The 16,462-nt window shown below is 73.4% G+C and carries 12 protein-coding genes and 1 pseudogene; 9 read left to right on the top strand and 4 right to left on the bottom strand.

Features of this window, described 5'->3' with window-relative positions:
* Positions 1-8 precede the first annotated feature (8 nt).
* The 6 genes and pseudogenes from lpdA to BU52_RS09625 all read left to right on the top strand — a co-directional run bounded on the left by lpdA (position 9) and on the right by BU52_RS09625 (position 8,830).
* On the top strand, positions 9-1,397 hold the full coding sequence (gene lpdA / locus BU52_RS09600; protein WP_037931278.1) for a dihydrolipoyl dehydrogenase: 1,389 nt from the start codon (positions 9-11) through the stop codon (positions 1,395-1,397).
* Between the two features lie 60 nt (positions 1,398-1,457).
* A pseudogene (gene sucB / locus BU52_RS09605) lies at positions 1,458-3,286 on the top strand (2-oxoglutarate dehydrogenase, E2 component, dihydrolipoamide succinyltransferase).
* 193 nt (positions 3,287-3,479) lie between these two features.
* Positions 3,480-4,103 (top strand): GntR family transcriptional regulator, encoded by a 624-nt coding sequence (locus BU52_RS09610; protein WP_037931281.1) that lies wholly within the window; start codon positions 3,480-3,482, stop codon positions 4,101-4,103.
* A gap of 390 nt (positions 4,104-4,493) precedes the next feature.
* Entirely contained in the window at positions 4,494-7,196 is a 2,703-nt protein-coding gene (gene aceE / locus BU52_RS09615; protein ID WP_037931284.1) for a pyruvate dehydrogenase (acetyl-transferring), homodimeric type, read from the top strand.
* 60 nt (positions 7,197-7,256) lie between these two features.
* Entirely contained in the window at positions 7,257-8,231 is a 975-nt protein-coding gene (locus tag BU52_RS09620; RefSeq protein WP_037931287.1) for a helix-turn-helix transcriptional regulator, read from the top strand.
* Positions 8,232-8,311: 80 nt separating this feature from the next.
* The gene (locus BU52_RS09625) at positions 8,312-8,830 is read left to right on the top strand and encodes a DUF4240 domain-containing protein (RefSeq protein ID WP_037931566.1); all 519 of its coding nucleotides are present in this window, start codon (positions 8,312-8,314) and stop codon (positions 8,828-8,830) included.
* 27 nt (positions 8,831-8,857) lie between these two features.
* Here the strand turns inward: BU52_RS09625 and BU52_RS35605 are convergent, their stop codons facing one another.
* Both BU52_RS35605 and BU52_RS09630 read right to left on the bottom strand, forming a co-directional pair.
* Positions 8,858-9,034, bottom strand: a complete 177-nt coding sequence (locus BU52_RS35605) for a hypothetical protein (RefSeq protein WP_167343510.1) — start codon at positions 9,032-9,034, stop codon at positions 8,858-8,860.
* Positions 9,031-9,951, bottom strand: a complete 921-nt coding sequence (locus BU52_RS09630; RefSeq protein ID WP_235216296.1) for a peptidoglycan recognition protein family protein — start codon at positions 9,949-9,951, stop codon at positions 9,031-9,033. The genes BU52_RS35605 and BU52_RS09630 overlap by 4 nt, the downstream gene beginning before the upstream one ends.
* A gap of 197 nt (positions 9,952-10,148) precedes the next feature.
* On the opposite strand from BU52_RS09630, the gene BU52_RS09635 reads away from it, so the two are divergent.
* On the top strand, positions 10,149-11,333 hold the full coding sequence (locus tag BU52_RS09635; RefSeq protein ID WP_037931290.1) for a MarP family serine protease: 1,185 nt from the start codon (positions 10,149-10,151) through the stop codon (positions 11,331-11,333).
* Between the two features lie 11 nt (positions 11,334-11,344).
* On the opposite strand, the gene BU52_RS09640 is transcribed toward BU52_RS09635, so the two are convergent.
* The gene (locus BU52_RS09640) at positions 11,345-11,836 is read right to left on the bottom strand and encodes a GNAT family N-acetyltransferase (protein ID WP_037931293.1); all 492 of its coding nucleotides are present in this window, start codon (positions 11,834-11,836) and stop codon (positions 11,345-11,347) included.
* Positions 11,837-11,908: 72 nt separating this feature from the next.
* On the opposite strand from BU52_RS09640, the gene BU52_RS09645 reads away from it, so the two are divergent.
* Positions 11,909-12,811, top strand: a complete 903-nt coding sequence (locus BU52_RS09645) for a TIGR01777 family oxidoreductase (protein WP_037931296.1) — start codon at positions 11,909-11,911, stop codon at positions 12,809-12,811.
* A 230-nt stretch (positions 12,812-13,041) separates the two neighbouring features.
* Positions 13,042-14,454, top strand: a complete 1,413-nt coding sequence (locus BU52_RS09650; RefSeq protein ID WP_037931300.1) for an NAD(P)/FAD-dependent oxidoreductase — start codon at positions 13,042-13,044, stop codon at positions 14,452-14,454.
* Between the two features lie 328 nt (positions 14,455-14,782).
* Here the strand turns inward: BU52_RS09650 and BU52_RS09655 are convergent, their stop codons facing one another.
* Positions 14,783-16,246: a hypothetical protein gene (locus tag BU52_RS09655; protein WP_037931304.1), complete on the bottom strand. Its 1,464-nt coding sequence runs from the start codon at positions 16,244-16,246 to the stop codon at positions 14,783-14,785.
* Positions 16,247-16,462: the final 216 nt, after the last annotated feature.

Here is a 16,462-nt window from a genome sequence, read left to right on the forward strand (position 1 = left end):
GACGTGACGTGGCGAACGACGCCAGCACCGTTTTCGACCTAGTGATCCTCGGCGGTGGCAGCGGTGGGTACGCCGCGGCCCTGCGCGGGGCTCAGCTGGGCCTGGACGTCGCCCTGATCGAGAAGGGCAAGGTCGGCGGTACCTGCCTGCACAACGGCTGCATCCCCACGAAGGCCCTGCTGCACGCGGGCGAGATCGCCGACCAGGCCCGCGAGAGCGAGCAGTTCGGTGTGAAGGCCACCTTCGAGGGCATCGACATGGCGGCCGTCCACAAGTACAAGGACGACGTGATCGCCGGCCTGTACAAGGGCCTGCAGGGGCTGATCGCCTCCCGCAAGGTCACCTACATCGAGGGCGAGGGCCGGCTGTCCTCGCCCACGTCCGTCGACGTGAACGGTCAGCGGGTCCAGGGCCGCCACGTGCTGCTGGCGACCGGCTCCGTGCCGAAGTCGCTGCCGGGCCTGGAGATCGACGGCGACCGCATCATCTCCTCCGACCACGCCCTGGTCCTGGACCGCGTGCCGAAGTCCGTGATCGTCCTGGGCGGCGGCGTCATCGGCGTCGAGTTCGCGTCCGCGTGGAAGTCCTTCGGTGCCGACGTCACCGTGATCGAGGGTCTGAAGCACCTCGTCCCGGTCGAGGACGAGAACAGCTCGAAGCTGCTCGAGCGCGCGTTCCGCAAGCGCGGCATCAAGTTCAACCTGGGCACCTTCTTCCAGAAGGCCGAGTACACCCAGGACGGTGTGAAGGTCACGCTGGCGGACGGCAAGGAGTTCGAGGCGGAGCTGCTGCTCGTCGCCGTCGGCCGCGGCCCGGTCTCCCAGGGCCTGGGCTACGAGGAGGCCGGCGTCGCCATGGACCGCGGCTACGTCCTGGTCGACGAGTACATGCGCACCAACGTCCCGACCGTCTCCGCCGTCGGTGACCTGGTCCCGACGCTCCAGCTCGCGCACGTCGGCTTCGCCGAGGGCATCCTGGTGGCGGAGCGTCTGGCGGGTCTGAAGACCGTCCCGATCGACTACGACGGTGTCCCGCGGGTGACGTACTGCCACCCGGAGGTCGCCTCCGTGGGCATCACCGAGGCCAAGGCCAAGGAGATCTACGGCGCGGACAAGGTCGTCGCCCTGAAGTACAACCTGGCGGGCAACGGAAAGAGCAAGATCCTCAAGACCGCGGGCGAGATCAAGCTCGTCCAGGTCAAGGACGGTGCGGTGGTCGGTGTCCACATGGTCGGCGACCGCATGGGCGAGCAGGTCGGCGAGGCCCAGCTGATCTACAACTGGGAGGCGCTGCCGGCCGAGGTGGCCCAGCTCGTCCATGCCCACCCGACGCAGAACGAGGCGATGGGCGAGGCCCACCTGGCGCTGGCCGGGAAGCCCCTCCACTCCCACGACTGACGCCTCGGTCACCGGACGCGACGACACAGACTTCCGCACTTCTAAGGAGCAACCGAAACCATGGCGGTTTCCGTAACCCTTCCGGCGCTCGGCGAGAGCGTCACCGAGGGCACTGTCACCCGCTGGCTGAAGGCCGAGGGCGAGCGCGTCGAGGCCGACGAGCCGCTGCTCGAGGTCTCCACCGACAAGGTCGACACCGAGATCCCCTCGCCGGCCTCCGGCGTGCTGTCCTCCATCAAGGTCGCCGAGGACGAGACGGTCGAGGTCGGCGCAGAGTTGGCCCTGATCGACGACGGCTCCGGCGCCCCCGAGGCCGCCCCGGCCCCCGCCGCCGAGCAGGCTCCGGCCGCCGAGCAGGCCGCACCGCCGGCTCCCGAGCCGCAGCCGCAGGCCGAGCCGTCCACCGAGCAGCCCGCCCCGGCTCCGGCGCCCAGCGCCGAGGCCGCGGCCGGCGGCGGCTCCGCGCAGGGCACGGACGTGGTCCTGCCCGCGCTCGGCGAGTCCGTCACCGAGGGCACCGTCACCCGCTGGCTGAAGTCGGTCGGTGACACCGTCGAGGCCGACGAGCCGCTGCTGGAGGTGTCGACGGACAAGGTCGACACCGAGATCCCGGCCCCCGCGTCCGGCACGCTGCTGGAGATCGTGGTCGGCGAGGACGAGACGGCCGAGGTCGGCGCCAAGCTCGCCGTGATCGGCGAGGCCGGGGCCGCTCCGGCCGCCGCCCCCGCCCGGCCGCTCCCGAGGCCCCGGCGCAGCCCGAGCCCACCCCGGCCCCGGCCCCGGCGCAGCCCGAGCCCGCCCCGGCTCCCGCTCCCACGCCGGCTCCGGCTCCGGCCCCGGCTCCGCAGCAGGCCGCTCCGGCTCCTGCCGCTCCCGCGCCCGCTCCGGCCGCTCCGGCTCCCGCCCAGCAGGCGCCCGCGGCCCCGGCTGCCGCTCCGGCCGCCGCCCAGGCCACGGACGAGGGTGCGTACGTCACCCCGCTGGTGCGCAAGCTCGCCGCCGAGAACGGCGTCGACCTGGCCACCGTCAAGGGCACCGGCGTCGGCGGCCGTATCCGCAAGCAGGACGTCATCGCCGCCGCCGAGGCCGCGAAGGCTCCGGCTCCGGCTCCGGCCGCCGCTGCCGCCGCGCCCGCCGCGAAGAAGGCCCCCGCCCTGGAGGCCTCCCCGCTGCGCGGTCAGACCGTGAAGATGCCGCGGATCCGCAAGGTCATCGGCGACAACATGGTCAAGGCCCTGCACGAGCAGGCCCAGCTGTCCTCGGTGGTCGAGGTCGACGTCACCCGCCTGATGAAGCTGCGCGCCCGCGCCAAGGACGCGTTCGCGGCACGTGAGGGCGTCAAGCTCTCCCCGATGCCGTTCTTCGTCAAGGCCGCGGCCCAGGCGCTGAAGGCCCACGCGCCGATCAACGCCAGGATCAACGAGGCCGAGGGGACCATCACCTACTTCGACACCGAGAACATCGGTATCGCGGTGGACTCCGAGAAGGGCCTGATGACCCCGGTCATCAAGAACGCCGGTGACCTCAACCTCGCCGGTATCGCCAAGGCCACGGCCGAGCTGGCGGGCAAGGTCCGCGGCAACAAGATCACCCCGGACGAGCTGTCCGGCGCGACCTTCACCATCAGCAACACCGGTTCGCGCGGCGCGCTGTTCGACACGATCATCGTGCCCCCGGGCCAGGTCGCGATCCTCGGCATCGGCGCCACGGTCAAGCGTCCGGCCGTCATCGAGACGGAGGAGGGCACGGTCATCGGCGTCCGCGACATGACCTACCTGACCCTCTCCTACGACCACCGCTTGGTGGACGGTGCCGACGCGGCCCGTTACCTGACGGCGGTCAAGGCGATCCTGGAGGCCGGCGAGTTCGAGGTCGAGCTCGGTCTGTAAGGCGTCTCCCCGCTTCACGTCGGTGCCCCCGCCCGGAGATCCCGGGTGGGGGCACCGACGTTTTTCCCGCGTGTAAGTCTCGTCTCACCTGCACGAAAGCACCCCTGCGTGCCCACCCCGCGGAGCGAACCCGCCGTATTGTCTAAGCGTCAAAGCCCCCCGGGGGCCCGCGGGCCCCGCTAAGGAGCCCCTCATGACCGCGCCCGTCGTCCACTCGCTGCGCGAACAGATCCGCGAGCACATCCTGGAAGGGATCATCAGCGGACGCTGGAAGCCGGGCGAGCGGATCGTGGAGCGGCGGATCGCGACGGAGCTGGAGGTCAGCCAGACGCCCGTGCGGGAGGCGCTGCGGGAGCTGGAGTCGCTGCGGCTGATCGAGTCCGCGCCGAACAAGGGCGTGCGGGTACGGAACCTGACGGCCGCCGACCTCGAGGAGAGCTACCCCGTCCGGGCCGGCCTGGAGGCGATCGCGGCGGAGCTGGCCGCGGACCGGCTGGCGGAGGACTGCTCGGCGCTGGAGCCGCACGTCGCCGCGCTGTACGAGGCGGACCGGCTGGCGGACGGGACGGGGCAGGTGCGGCACACGGTGGCGTTCCACCGGGAGCTGGTGCGGGCCGCGGGCAACTCGGTGCTGCTGCACACGTGGGAGGGGCTGGGGATCGAGGTGTTCACCGCGCTGTCGATACGGTGGCTGGGGACGGTGCAGCAGTCCTACGCGGAGGAGCACGAGGAACTGGTGGCCGCGTTCCGGCGGCGGGATCCGCGGATCGCGGAGCTGGTGAAGGCACATGTGCTGGGGTGCGCGCCGCGGGCGTAGGCGCGGGACTTCTTCGCCCCCACCGCCCCTTCCCTTCCCGTCCTGGGGCTCCGCCCCAGACCCCGTCGCGCAGTTCCCCGCGCCCCTGAGGGTGCGGGGAACTGCGCGACCAGCCATCCGCGGGTCCGCAGCCGCCACTCCGCCCAGGCACCCGTGCTCTTCCGCGCACACACCCCCTCACCTGCGCAAACACCCCGACTGGACAGTCACCCGGTGCCACTGCCGGAGGCACCCCGTGCCGACTTTCTCGAGATCGAGAGATTTTGCCGTCCAGGCTTTGATCGATCATCGATCAGGGGGTTATTGTCGCCACCGGGTTCCACCCGAGCCCTCCGCCCTGTCCTGCCAAAGACACAAGGGCACCCCCCTTCGACTGAGGAAGGCGGCGACATGACCGACCCCAACGCCATCCAGCCGAGCGAGCTCGACCAGCTCCCGGACCGCGACCCCGAGGAGACCGCCGAGTGGCAGGCCTCCCTGGACGCCGTCACCAAGGCGGCCGGGCCGCACCGTGCCGCGTACCTGATGCGCCGCACGCTGGAGCGCGCCGAGGGCGCCGGCATCGCGCTGCCGAAGCTCCTCGAGACGGACTACGTCAACACCATCCCCACCGCCGCCGAGCCCGCCGTGGACGGCGACGAGGCGCTGGAGCAGCGGATCGCCGCGTGGAACCGCTGGAACGCGGCCGCCATGGTGACCCGCGGCAGCAAGTACGGCGTCGGCGGCCACATCGCCACCTTCGCCTCCGCGGCCTGGCTGTACGAGACCGGCTTCAACCACTTCTTCCGCGGCAAGGAGGGTGACGGCTCCGGCGACCAGCTCTACATCCAGGGCCACGCCTCCCCCGGCATCTACGCCCGTGCCTTCCTCGACGGCCGGATCAGCGAGCAGCAGCTCGACAACTTCCGCCGTGAGGCCGGCGGCAACGGCCTGCCGTCCTACCCGCACCCGCGCCGGCTGCCCTGGCTGTGGGAGTTCCCCACCGTGTCGATGGGCCTCGGGCCGATCTCCGCGATCTACCAGGCGCGGTTCAACCGCTATCTGACCAGCCGCGGCATCAAGGACGTCTCCGACTCCCACGTGTGGGCGTTCCTCGGCGACGGCGAGATGGACGAGCCCGAGTCGACGACCGCGCTCACCCTCGCCTCCCGCGAGCAGCTGGACAACCTGACCTTCGTCATCAACTGCAACCTGCAGCGCCTCGACGGGCCGGTCCGCGCCAACTTCAAGATCGTGCAGGAGCTGGAGGCCCAGTTCCGCGGCGCCGGCTGGAACGTCGTCAAGACCCTGTGGGGCACCGCGTGGGACGAGCTGTTCCAGCTCGACACCACCGGCGCGCTGGTCCGCCGGCTGCGCGAGGTACCGGACGCGCAGGTGCAGACGTACCAGACGCGTGACGCCGCGTACATCCGCGAGGACTTCTTCGGCAAGGACCCGGCGCTCGCCGAGATGGCGAAGCTGCTGAGCGACGACAAGATCCTCGAGTGCTTCCACCTCTCGCGCGGCGGCCACGAGTCCCGCAAGGTCTACGCCGCGTACAAGGCCGCGCTCGCCCACAAGGGCGCGCCGACCGTGATCCTGGCGCAGACCGTCAAGGGCCACACCCTCGGTGAGGGCTTCGCCTCCAAGAACGCCAACCACCAGATGAAGAAGCTGACGGTGGACGAGTTCAAGGCGATGCGCGACCGGCTGGAGCTGCCGATCGCGGACTCCCGGTTCGTCGACGGCCAGGTCCCCTACGTCCACCCGGGCGCCGACTCCCCCGAGGTCCGTTACCTCCAGGAGCGCCGAGCCGCCCTCGGCGGCCCGGCCCCTGCCCGCCGCGTCCACCCGGTCGCGCCGCTGCCCCAGCCCGCCGACAAGGCGTTCGCCGCCTTCGACAAGGGCTCCGGCTCGCAGAACGTCGCCACCACGATGGCGTTCGTCCGCCTGGTCAAGGACCTGGTCCGCGACAAGGAGACCGGCAAGCGCTGGGTGCCGATCGTCCCCGACGAGGCGCGCACCTTCGGCATGGAGAGCCTCTTCCCGTCCCTCGGCATCTACTCGCCGATGGGCCAGACGTACGAGCCGGTCGACCGCGACCAGCTGATGTACTACAAGGAAGCCAAGAACGGCCAGATCTTCAACGAGGGCATCACCGAGGCCGGCGCCATGGCCGAGTTCGTCGCCGCCTCGACGTCGTACGCGACGCACGGCGAGACGATGATCCCGTTCTACATCTACTACTCGATGTTCGGCTGGCAGCGCACCGGCGACCAGATGTGGCAGCTCGGCGACCAGATGGGCCGCGGCTTCCTGGTCGGCGCCACGGCGGGCAGGACGACGCTGACGGGCGAGGGCCTGCAGCACGCGGACGGCCACTCCCCGGTCATCGCGGCGACCAACCCGGCGGCGCTGACCTACGACCCGGCGTTCGCGTACGAGATCGGTGTCATCGTCAAGGAGGGTCTGCGCCGGATGTTCGGCGAGGGCAAGCCGGGCGAGGACCAGGACGTCTTCTACTACCTGACCGTCTACAACGAGCCGCTGCCGCAGCCCGCCAAGCCGTCGGCCGCCGGCGTCGACGAGGGCATCGTCAAGGGCCTGTACCGCTTCAACACGGCGGAGTCCGCGGGCCTGACCCCGGTGGCGAACGCCCCGCGCATCCAGCTGCTCGGCTCCGGCACGGCCATCCACTGGGCGCTGACCGCGCAGCGGCTGCTCGCCGAGGAGTGGGGCGTGTCCGCCGACGTCTGGTCCGCCACCTCGTGGACCGAGCTGCGCCGGGACGCGATGGAGGCCGACGAGGCCCTGCTGCGCGGCGAGGAGCGGGTGCCGTTCGTCCGGCAGGCCCTGCAGGGCGCCGAGGGGCCGGTGCTGGCGGTCTCCGACTACATGCGCCAGGTCCCGGACCAGATCGCGCAGTGGGTCGAGCAGGACTACTCGTCGCTGGGCGCCGACGGCTTCGGTCTGTCGGACACCCGCGACGCGGCCCGCCGCCACTTCGGCGTCGACGCCGAGTCCATCGTCGTCGCGGCCCTGGCCCAGCTCGCCCGCCGCGGTGAGGTCCGGGCGAGCGCCGTGAAGGAAGCACGGGAGAAGTACGGCCTGTAGGACGATCCCGACGAGAGGCCCCCGCCGCACCCGGCGGGGGCCTCTTGCATGATGGGGCGCATGCGTGCTGCCCGGTTGATCAAGATGGTGCTGCTGCTCCAGTCCCGCCCCTCCATGACCGCCGCCGAGCTGGCCCGGGAACTGGAGGTGTCGGAGCGCACGGTCACCCGGGACGCGCAGGCGCTGTCGGAGGCCGGGGTGCCGGTGTACGCGGACCGGGGGCGGATCGGCGGGTACCGGCTGGTCGGCGGGTACCGGACGCGGCTGACGGGGCTGGCCCGCAGCGAGGCGGAGGCGCTGTTCCTGTCCGGGGTGCCGGGGGCGCTGCGCGAGATGGGACTGGAGGACGCGGCCTCGGCGGCCCGGCTGAAGGTGTCGGCCGCTCTGCTGCCCTCCCTCCGGGACGCCTCCCGCACGGCGGCGCAGCGTTTCCACCTCGACGCCCCCAACTGGTTCCGCGAGCCGACGACGCCCGAGCTGCTGCCGGCGGTCGCGGACGCGGTGTGGGACGACCGGCGGATCACCGCCCGCTACCGGCGCGGCGACGACGATGTCGCGCGGGAGCTGGAGCCGTACGGACTCGTGCTCAAGGCGGGCGTCTGGTACCTGTGCGCGCGGGTGGCCGGGGGCGGGGCCTTCCGGGTGTACCGGATCGACCGGTTCACGGCGGTGGAGACGGGTGAGGAGCGCTTCGGACGCGTGGCGGAGTTCGATCTGCCGGCGTTCTGGGAGGAGCGGGCGGAGCAGTTCGCCCGCTCGCTCCTGCGGGTGGAGATCGTGGTGCGGCTGTCGGCGCAGGGGGTGCGCCGGCTCCCGCACGCCGTGGATCCGCTGTCCGCGCGGGAGGCGCTGGCCCGGGCGGGCGAGCCGGACGGGGACGGCTGGGTGACGGTGACCCTGCCGGTGGAGTCCGAGGAGGTCGCCCATGCGCAGCTCACGGCGCTGGGCGCGGAGGTGGAGGTGCTGGAGCCGGGGTCCCTGCGGGAGCGGTTCGCGGCGGAGGCCGTGCGGCTTGCGGAGCTGTACGGGCGGTGAAGGGGGTGTCCCTTCCCGACCCCGAGGGCTTCGCCCTGCGGGTGCGTCGCGGTGCCGCAGGGCCGATGCTTGACCTCGTGATGGACGAGACGGAGTTCTGGGAGCTGGTGGACACCGCCCGGGAGGATGCCGAGGGCGACCCGGAGGAGCAGGCCGACCTGCTGGTGGAGCGGCTGGTACGACTCGACCCGGATGCCGTGCTGGACTTCGCCCGTCACTTCGAGTCCCGCTATCACCGCGCCTACCGCTGGGACCTGTGGGCCGCGGCCCACATCCTGCTGGGCGGGGCGGGCGACGACGCCTTCGACTACTTCCGGTGCTGGCTGATCGGCCAGGGCCGGGAGGTGTTCGAGGGCGCCCTGCACGATCCCGACGCGCTCGCCGACCTGCTGGACGACTTCGACGAGGAGATCGACGGCGACGGCGAGGAGCTCGGCTACGCGGCGGACGAGGCGTACGAGCAGCTCACCGGGACGGTGGCACCCGATCTGGGGCCGGCCCCGGCCCCTGCGGAGCCGGAGGGGACACCGCTCGACCTCGAGGACGAGGCGCTGCTCGCCGAACGCTGTCCGCGGCTCTGGGAGCGGTTCGGCACCTGAGCCGCGGACGGCGCGCGCACCCCGCGTTCACAGACGCCGGTGCGGGCTCGGTGTGTGACGCAGCGGGGCGGCGTTGGCCTGCATGAGGGCCGAGGCGGTGTGGCACGCCGGGCCCAGGACGACGGCTGCGGCGGCGCACAGCGCCGTCCAGGGGCGGCGCACGGCGTCCGCCCAGGTGGTACTTCGCTCAGGGGTGTCGCTCATGGGATCTGCTCTTCGTTCTGTGTGACGTGTCGCTTCAGGGCGTTCCGTGTGTCCTCGCGTGTGTCCTTCCGGGTGGCCTGCTGTGCGGTGTCGCGGCCCTGGAGGCGGGCCGCGAGGGTCCTGATGTCGGGGAGGCGGGCCTGCAGGGCGGCGCCCGGGCAGCTGGTCATGTAGCCGTCGCTGTGTCCGGCGATCGCGTGCAGGGTCGCGGTGGCGCCCGCCGCGTAGCGGCTGCCGCCGTTGCTGGAGACCAGCCGCACGTCGGCGCGCGGGTCGGTGCCGGAGGTGCCGAGCTTCCAGGCGGACAGCTCGGCGATCGCGTGCAGCATCCCTGGCGGTACGTGGACCCCCTCGGTGAAGGTCCCGAGGGCGGCGATGCCGGTGGTGCGGTGGTTGAAGCCCTGGGTGTGGGCGCCGGTGACGGGCCGGTCGGTACCGCCGGCGCGGCCCTCGTAGATCGTGCCGCAGCGGTCGACGACGAAGTTGTAGCCGAGGTCGTCCCAGTCGCGGCCGAGGGTCTGGCCCTCGTACAGGGCCTTGATGATGCCGGGCGCGTCGGCGCAGTCGTAGTCGTTGGGTGAGTCCGTGTGGTGCACGAAGACGGCGACGACCTCGTCGTCGTAGCGCGGGGGCGGCTGCTCGCGGGCGCCGTCGCCCAGCCAGGCCGAGCGGGGCACGATCGGGGGCCGGGGGGCCCGGAAGGCGGGCGTCTTCGGCGCGGCGGAGGCGGGGCCGGAGGACTCGGCGGCCCGCTCGACGCCGTAGGCGCACAGGACCAGGGCGACGGCGGCGGCCAGGCCCGGCAGACAGCCGAGGGCGACCGTGGCGGCTCTGGGCAGGCGCGGGGAGCCGGGCCCGCCGGGTATCCGGGGGGAGCGGCGCCGGCGCGCTCCGCGCTGTCGTCTCAGGACACGCATGGTCTCACTGTGAGTCCGATCGGCGGGGTCCGCGATATGTGCTGTGCCACCCGGTGGAACCATCGTCCTGGTCCGGGTCGTTTCCCCCAGTGCACGCGCGTACGGCGCTTCCCGGCGGCCGCTCGGCGCGTGGCTGATCACCGGGCCCCTCCGCCCCGTACTGAAGGGCCGGTGGTCCCGAGAGAAAGGCGGCGTGCGTGGACCTGCTCGACATCCTGCTGTTGCTGGTCGTCCTGGCCTACGCGGCGTCCGGTTACCGGCGCGGTCTGCTGGCCGGTTGTGTCTCGCTGGCCGGTTTCGTGGGCGGCGCGGTCGTCGGCGTGTGGATCCTGCCCTGGGTCATGGACCTGGTGACGCCGGGAACCACGCGGGCGACGGTGACGGCCGTGTTCACGGTGCTGCTGCCGGCGGTGGTGGGCCACGAGCTGGCGGGGCGGCTGGCGCTCCGGCTGCGCCGGGAGCTGGACCGTGGCCCGCTGAGGGTGGCGGACGGGGTCGGCGGGGCGGCGGCCAACTCGGTGGCGGTGCTGATCGTGGCGTGGGTGGTGGCGAGCGTGCTGGGCGCCTCCTCCTCCCCGCTGGTGACGTCGGCGATCCGGGACTCCCGGCTGCTCGGTGCGGTGCAGGACGCGATGCCGGACACCACCCCGGGCTGGTTCTCCCGGGCGACCTCGGCGCTGACGGAGGCGGGTTTCCCGCAGGTCTTCAACCCGTTCGAGACCGAGTCGACGGCCGAGGTCGCCGCGCCCACCGGTGACAGCGTCACCGCGGCCGCCACGCGTGCGGCGCAGCGCAGCACCGTGAAGGTGGAGGGCGTCGCGGGCAACCAGGGCCGCGAGGGCAGCGGCTTCGTGTACGCGCGGGAGCGCGTGATGACCAACGCGCACGTGGTGGCGGGCATCGACGAGCCGACCGTACGCGTGGGCGGGGTCGGGCGGACGTACGAGGCGCGGGTGGTGCTCTTCGACCCGCGGAAGGACGTGGCCGTGCTGTACGTGCCGGACCTACGGGCGCCGGTGCTGGAGTTCGACTCCGACGCCGGGCGCGGCGACTCGGCTGTCGTCGCGGGCTACCCGCAGGACGGCGACCTCAACCTCCAGGCGGCGACGGTCGCCGGCCGGGTGCAGGCCCGGGGGCAGAACATCTACAACGACGCGACGGTCACCCGCGAGATCTACTCGATCCGCTCGACCGTCCGCCCGGGGAACTCCGGCGGCCCACTGCTGACCACCGACGGCCGGGTGTACGGCGTGGTGTTCGCACGCTCCACGTCGGACGCCGAGACGGGGTACGTGCTGACGGCGGCCGAGGTGGCGCGGGAGGCCGAGCGCGCGGCGGACGCGGCGGTCCCGGTGGACACGGGGTCCCTGGTGACCTCGTAGGGCGGGGCCGGTCAGACCAGCGACTGCCCCATCAGGACGTCGTCGACGTAGGCGCCCCCGACGAAGAACTCCCCCGGCTGCACACCCTCCACCACGAAGCCCTCGGACTCGTACAGCGCGCGGGCGGCGGTGTTGTGCCCGAGCACGCGCAGGGTGATGCGGCGGGCGCCGCGCTCCCGGGCCTCCGCGACGGCGGCCCGCACCAGGGCCCGCCCCGCCCCGAGACGGCGTGCCTCCTCCGCGACCGCGAGTCCGTGGATCTGCCGGACATGGGCGTTGGAGGCGAGCCGGGAGGGAAAGCCGAGGCGGACGTAGCCCACGAGACGCCCCGCGTACTCGGCCACCCGGTGGTCCCCCGGCCCGGAACGCTCGCTGAAGAAGGGCGCGTACGGCGGCCGCGGCGGCGGGGTCACGGCGTGCAGGGGGGACCAGGTCTCACGGTCGAGACGGGCCAGTTCGTCCTCGTCGCCGGGACGGGCGATGCGTATGTACGGCTCGGGCATGCGGGCTACTGTACGGCCGGACCGCAGCGCTCCTTCCGTGATTTACGCGCGGTCGCGGGCAGGATGGACGCCATGGAACGTGCGCGAATCGCGGTGGCCGGGGCGTCGGGACTCATCGGGGGCGCCCTGGCGCGGTCGCTGACGGCGGACGGGCACACGGTCGTCCGGCTGGTGCGGCGAGCCCCCTCGTCCGCCGACGAGGTGCGGTGGGACCCGGAGCGGGGCTCCGTGGACACGGCGGGGCTCGCCGGGTGCGACGCCGTGGTGAATCTGGCGGGAGCCGGCGTCGGCGACCGGCGCTGGACGGACGAGTACAAGGCGCGGATCCGGTCCAGCCGGGTGGGGGGCACGACCGCGCTCGCCGAGGCCGTCGCGGGGCTGCCCGAGGACGTGCGGCCCCGGGTCTTCGTCAACGGCAGCGCGATCGGCTACTACGGCGACACCGGGGCGCGGGAGGTGGACGAGAGCGCGCCGCCCGGCGAGGGTTTCCTGCCGCAGGTGTGCGTGGAGTGGGAGGGCGCCGCCGCGCCGGCGCGGGAGGCGGGCGTGCGGACGGTGTTCGCGCGGACGGGGCTGGTGGTGGCGCGCGAGGGCGGGGCGTGGGCCAGGATGTTCCCGCTGTTCCGGGCCGGCCTGGGCGGGCGGATGGGCGACGGGCGCCAGTACTGGTCGTTCATCGCGCTGCACGACGAGGTCGCGGCGCTGCGTCATCTCCTCGACACCGGGGGGCTGTCCGGGCCGTTCAACCTGACGGCCCCGCATCCGCTGACCAACCGTGAGATCACCGAGGCGATGGGCCGCGTGCTGCACCGGCCGACGGTGTTCCCCGTGCCGGCGCCGGTGCTGCGGAGGGTGCTCGGGGAGATGGCGGGCGATGTGCTGGGCAGCGCCCGGGTGCTTCCGAAGCGGCTGCTGGATTCGGGCTTCCGGTTCGCCTTCCCCGGGATCGAGGGGGCGATCAGGGCGGCGCTGTGAGGGACCGTGCACATGCCTCCGACATGCGCGGACTTGAGCGCTCCCGACTCCCTGCGACCACATCATGCCCACCCGGTGTGCGTATGCGACCGTCGTGCGCCCGTGCACTGTCCATGCGCGACTGACCCGGTGACCGATCACGGCCCTAACCTCGAGCAGAACTCGGGTATCCCTGGGGCCTGTTGAGGGCATGACGTCTCCAGCGCCCGCGCAACCTCGAGGAGGGGCACGTGCTTGAGCCCACGTACCAGGCGGACGTCGTCGTCGTGGGAGCCGGGATCGCCGGACTCTCCGCGGCGCGACGACTGACCAGCGCAGGAGTCACCACCGTCGTCCTGGAGGCAGCCCCTGAGGTGGGCGGTCGCATGGCGACCGAGAAGGTCGACGGCTTCCGGCTCGACAGGATCGGGCGGTTGCTGTCCACGGCGCATCCGGAACTACGGCTGACGCCGGGTCTCGAAGGGCTCGCACTCCTGCCCTTCGACCCCGGCGTCCTGCTGCACAGCGACGGACGGCACCACCGCGCGGGCGTACAGCCGGGTGCGCGGGGCGCACGGGGGGCGCGCGGCGCGCGGGGCGCACTCCATGCGGTGCGCACCCTTGCGAGCGTCCCCCGGCCGGGGTCCGGACCCAGAAGGCCGGTGGCCGTGCCCGGACGGCAGGTGTCGGTGCCGCGCAGCCGCAGCGGCGCTCCGCTGGGCACGGCGGTCGACCAGGCCCGGCTGGGGGCCGCGCTGACCAGACTCGCGGGAACGCCTCTGGAACGGCTGCTGGCCCGTCCCGAACTGCCCGCCGCCGAGGCACTGGTGGCGCGGGGCCTGCCCGCCCGCACGGTCGACGGGTTCCTGCGCCCGCTGCTCGCCGCCCTGCTGTGCGACCCGGACCTCACCACGTCCAGCCGGTGCGCGGACCTGGCGCTGCACGCGTTCGCCAGCGGGCGGCTGTGTCTTCCGGAGGGCGGCGCGGAGGCGCTCCCCCAGCAGCTCGCACGGGCGCTGCCGCCGGGCACGGTGCACACGGGGGTGCGGGTCACCTCCGTGTCCACGACGTCGGTGACCACCGCGGAGCACGGGGAGTTCCGGTGCGGCGCGGTGCTGGTCGCGACCGGCGCGCGGGCCGCCGCCGAGCTGCTGCCGGGGCTGCGGGTGCCGGACTTCCATCCGGTGACGGTGGTGCACCACACCACCGACGAGCCCCCGGCGACCGGTGCGTCGCTGGTGCTGGACGCCGACCGGGGCGGGCCGGTCTCGCACACGGCGGTCGTCAGCCGGGTCGACCCGTCCCGTGCGCCGGCCGGCCGCACGCTGGTGACGTCCACGGTGCTGGGTGCGCCGGGGCCGGGGGTCGACACCGCCGTGCGCATGCATCTGGCACGGCTGTACGGGGTGCCGACCGCGCGCTGGGAGACGCTGGCCGTACGGCACACCGGGGAGGCGGTGCCCGCGATGCGGCCGCCGCTCGATCTGCGGCGGCCGGTGCGGTTGCTGGCGGGACTGTACGTGTGCGGCGACCACCGGGACAGCGGGACGGTCCCGGGCGCGCTCCGTTCGGCGGAGCGGGCCGCGGGCGCGCTCCTCACGGACCTGGGCATGAACCGTCCGCTCCACACGGCGGACCCGGTCCCGACGGCACGGGCGGCGTAGCCGGGCCCGCGGGCCCGGCGGCCCCGGCGTGGGTGTGGGCCCGGCGTGGGTGTGGGCCGGGAGGAGGCTGCGCAGCCCGGCGCTCACGGGGTGCCGTCGCGCCACCCTCCCCCACTCCCGGCATCGCTCGAGCGGGAGGTACCCCCATCGCCCCTGGGGGCACCTCCCAGGCCCTCAAGGCACTGGGGGAGGCACGACTGCCCGCGAGAGCGGCGCGGCCGGCCGCGGGAACGGCAGGCGGGCACGACTGCCCGCGGTGTACGCCCCTCCGCGCCGCCGCCGTGCGCCGCCTACGGCGCGACCCGCCCACCACCCGAAGGCACCGCGGTCAGGCGTACGTCGCGGTCCGGTCGCGGTAGGTGCGGACGGGGGCCGCGTCCCGGTAGGGCTCCAGTCTGCGTTCGAAGTCACGGACGTACTCCAGCGCCCGGACGGAGCGCATCTCCGCCGCCTGTGCGGCCGCCTCCGCGGCCAGCTGACAGGCCTGGTCGAGTTCGCCGAGCCCGAGACGGGCGGTGGCCAGCACCACCCGGCAGAACAGCCGGCTCCGCGCGTACCCGGGCGCCCGCAACTGCAGCGAGCGCTCCGCGTGCTGCGCGGCGGCCCGGAACTGCTGCAGGTCCCGGTGACAGTGCCCGAACTCGTCCGCGAGCTGCGCCTCGTCGAAGGAGCGCGCCCAGTACGGCACCTCGTCACCGTGCCGCGCGCCCTCCAGCGCGCGCTCCGCGCGCACCAGCGCCGCCGTACAGGCCCGCACCTCCCCGAGCACTCCGTGCCCGCGCGCCTCCGCGGCGTGCAGCAGCGCCTGCACCGCGGGTGGCACGGAGCCCCCCGCCCCCTGCTGGGCGACGCGCGCGAGCTGCACGGCCTCCCGTCCGTGGCCCAGGTAGACGGCCTGCCGGCTCATGGTGACCAGGACGTACGCCCCGTAGGGCCGGTCGCCCGCCGCCTGCGCGAGCCGCAGCGCCTGCACGAAGTAGCGCTGCGCGAGCCCGTGCGCGGCGATGTCGTACGACGTCCACCCCGCCAGCCGGGTCAGATCCGCGGTGGCGGCGAACAGCCGGCGCCCGGTCTGCTCGCCGTACGTGCCCCGCAGCATCGGCTCGCACTCGTGCTCCAGATAGCGCACCAGCGCCTGCCGGGCGTGCCCGCCCCCGTACGCGTCGTCGAGGGTGCGGAACAGCTCACCCACCGAGCGCAGCGCGGCGATGTCGCCCCCGGTGACCCGGTACCCGGGCCCTCGTTCGGCCGCGCCGCGCCGGCGGACCGCGCGTTCGGACGGCACCACGGACCGGGCCGGCGGACGGCCCTGGGCGGGCACCCGCGCCGGCGGGTCCGCACGGGCCACCTTGTCGTCGGGGCGCCCGATCAGCCAGTCCCGGCTCGGCACGACCAGCCCCGCCGAGGTGAAGGCGATCCTGCGCAACTCGGTGTGGCTGCCGGAGTCCTTGCGCCACAGCCCGCTGACGATGTCGACGGCCTCCTCCGGTGTGGCCGCGAACTCCAGGCCCGCGTAGACCGGCGCACAGGCGTCCAGGCCCAGGTCCTGTGCGGTCAGGCGGCGCCCGAGGCGCCGGGTGAAGACCTCGGCGATCAGCGCCGGCGTCGTCCCTCTCGGCTGCTGACCGCGCAGCCAGCGCGTCACGGATGTCTTGTCGTATCTCAGGTCGAGCCCGTGTTCGAGACCGAGCTGGTCCACGCGACGGGCGAGTCCCGCGTTGGAGAACCCCGCTTCTGCGATGAGCGCGGCGAGCTGTCGGTTGGCGGTGCGCTGCGCGGGTCGTTCCGTCATCTGCGGTGCGGTCTCCTGCCTTCCGGCTACTGAGGTGCCCGGATTGCCTGTGAGCAGCCCTTATGCCTCATGGACGGCGCGAATGTAGCGGAGAGTGAGCACCCGATCGCAGACTTCCCCCGCCATTCATCCGATCGTGTGAGGATTGACCGGGAAGCTGACGAGCGGGCGTCGCGCGCCTTCGGGCACGGCCGCCGATTCAGGGGCCGGCCGAAC

The organism is Streptomyces toyocaensis, from assembly GCF_000725125.1.
GTDB classification, from domain to species: domain Bacteria; phylum Actinomycetota; class Actinomycetes; order Streptomycetales; family Streptomycetaceae; genus Streptomyces; species Streptomyces toyocaensis.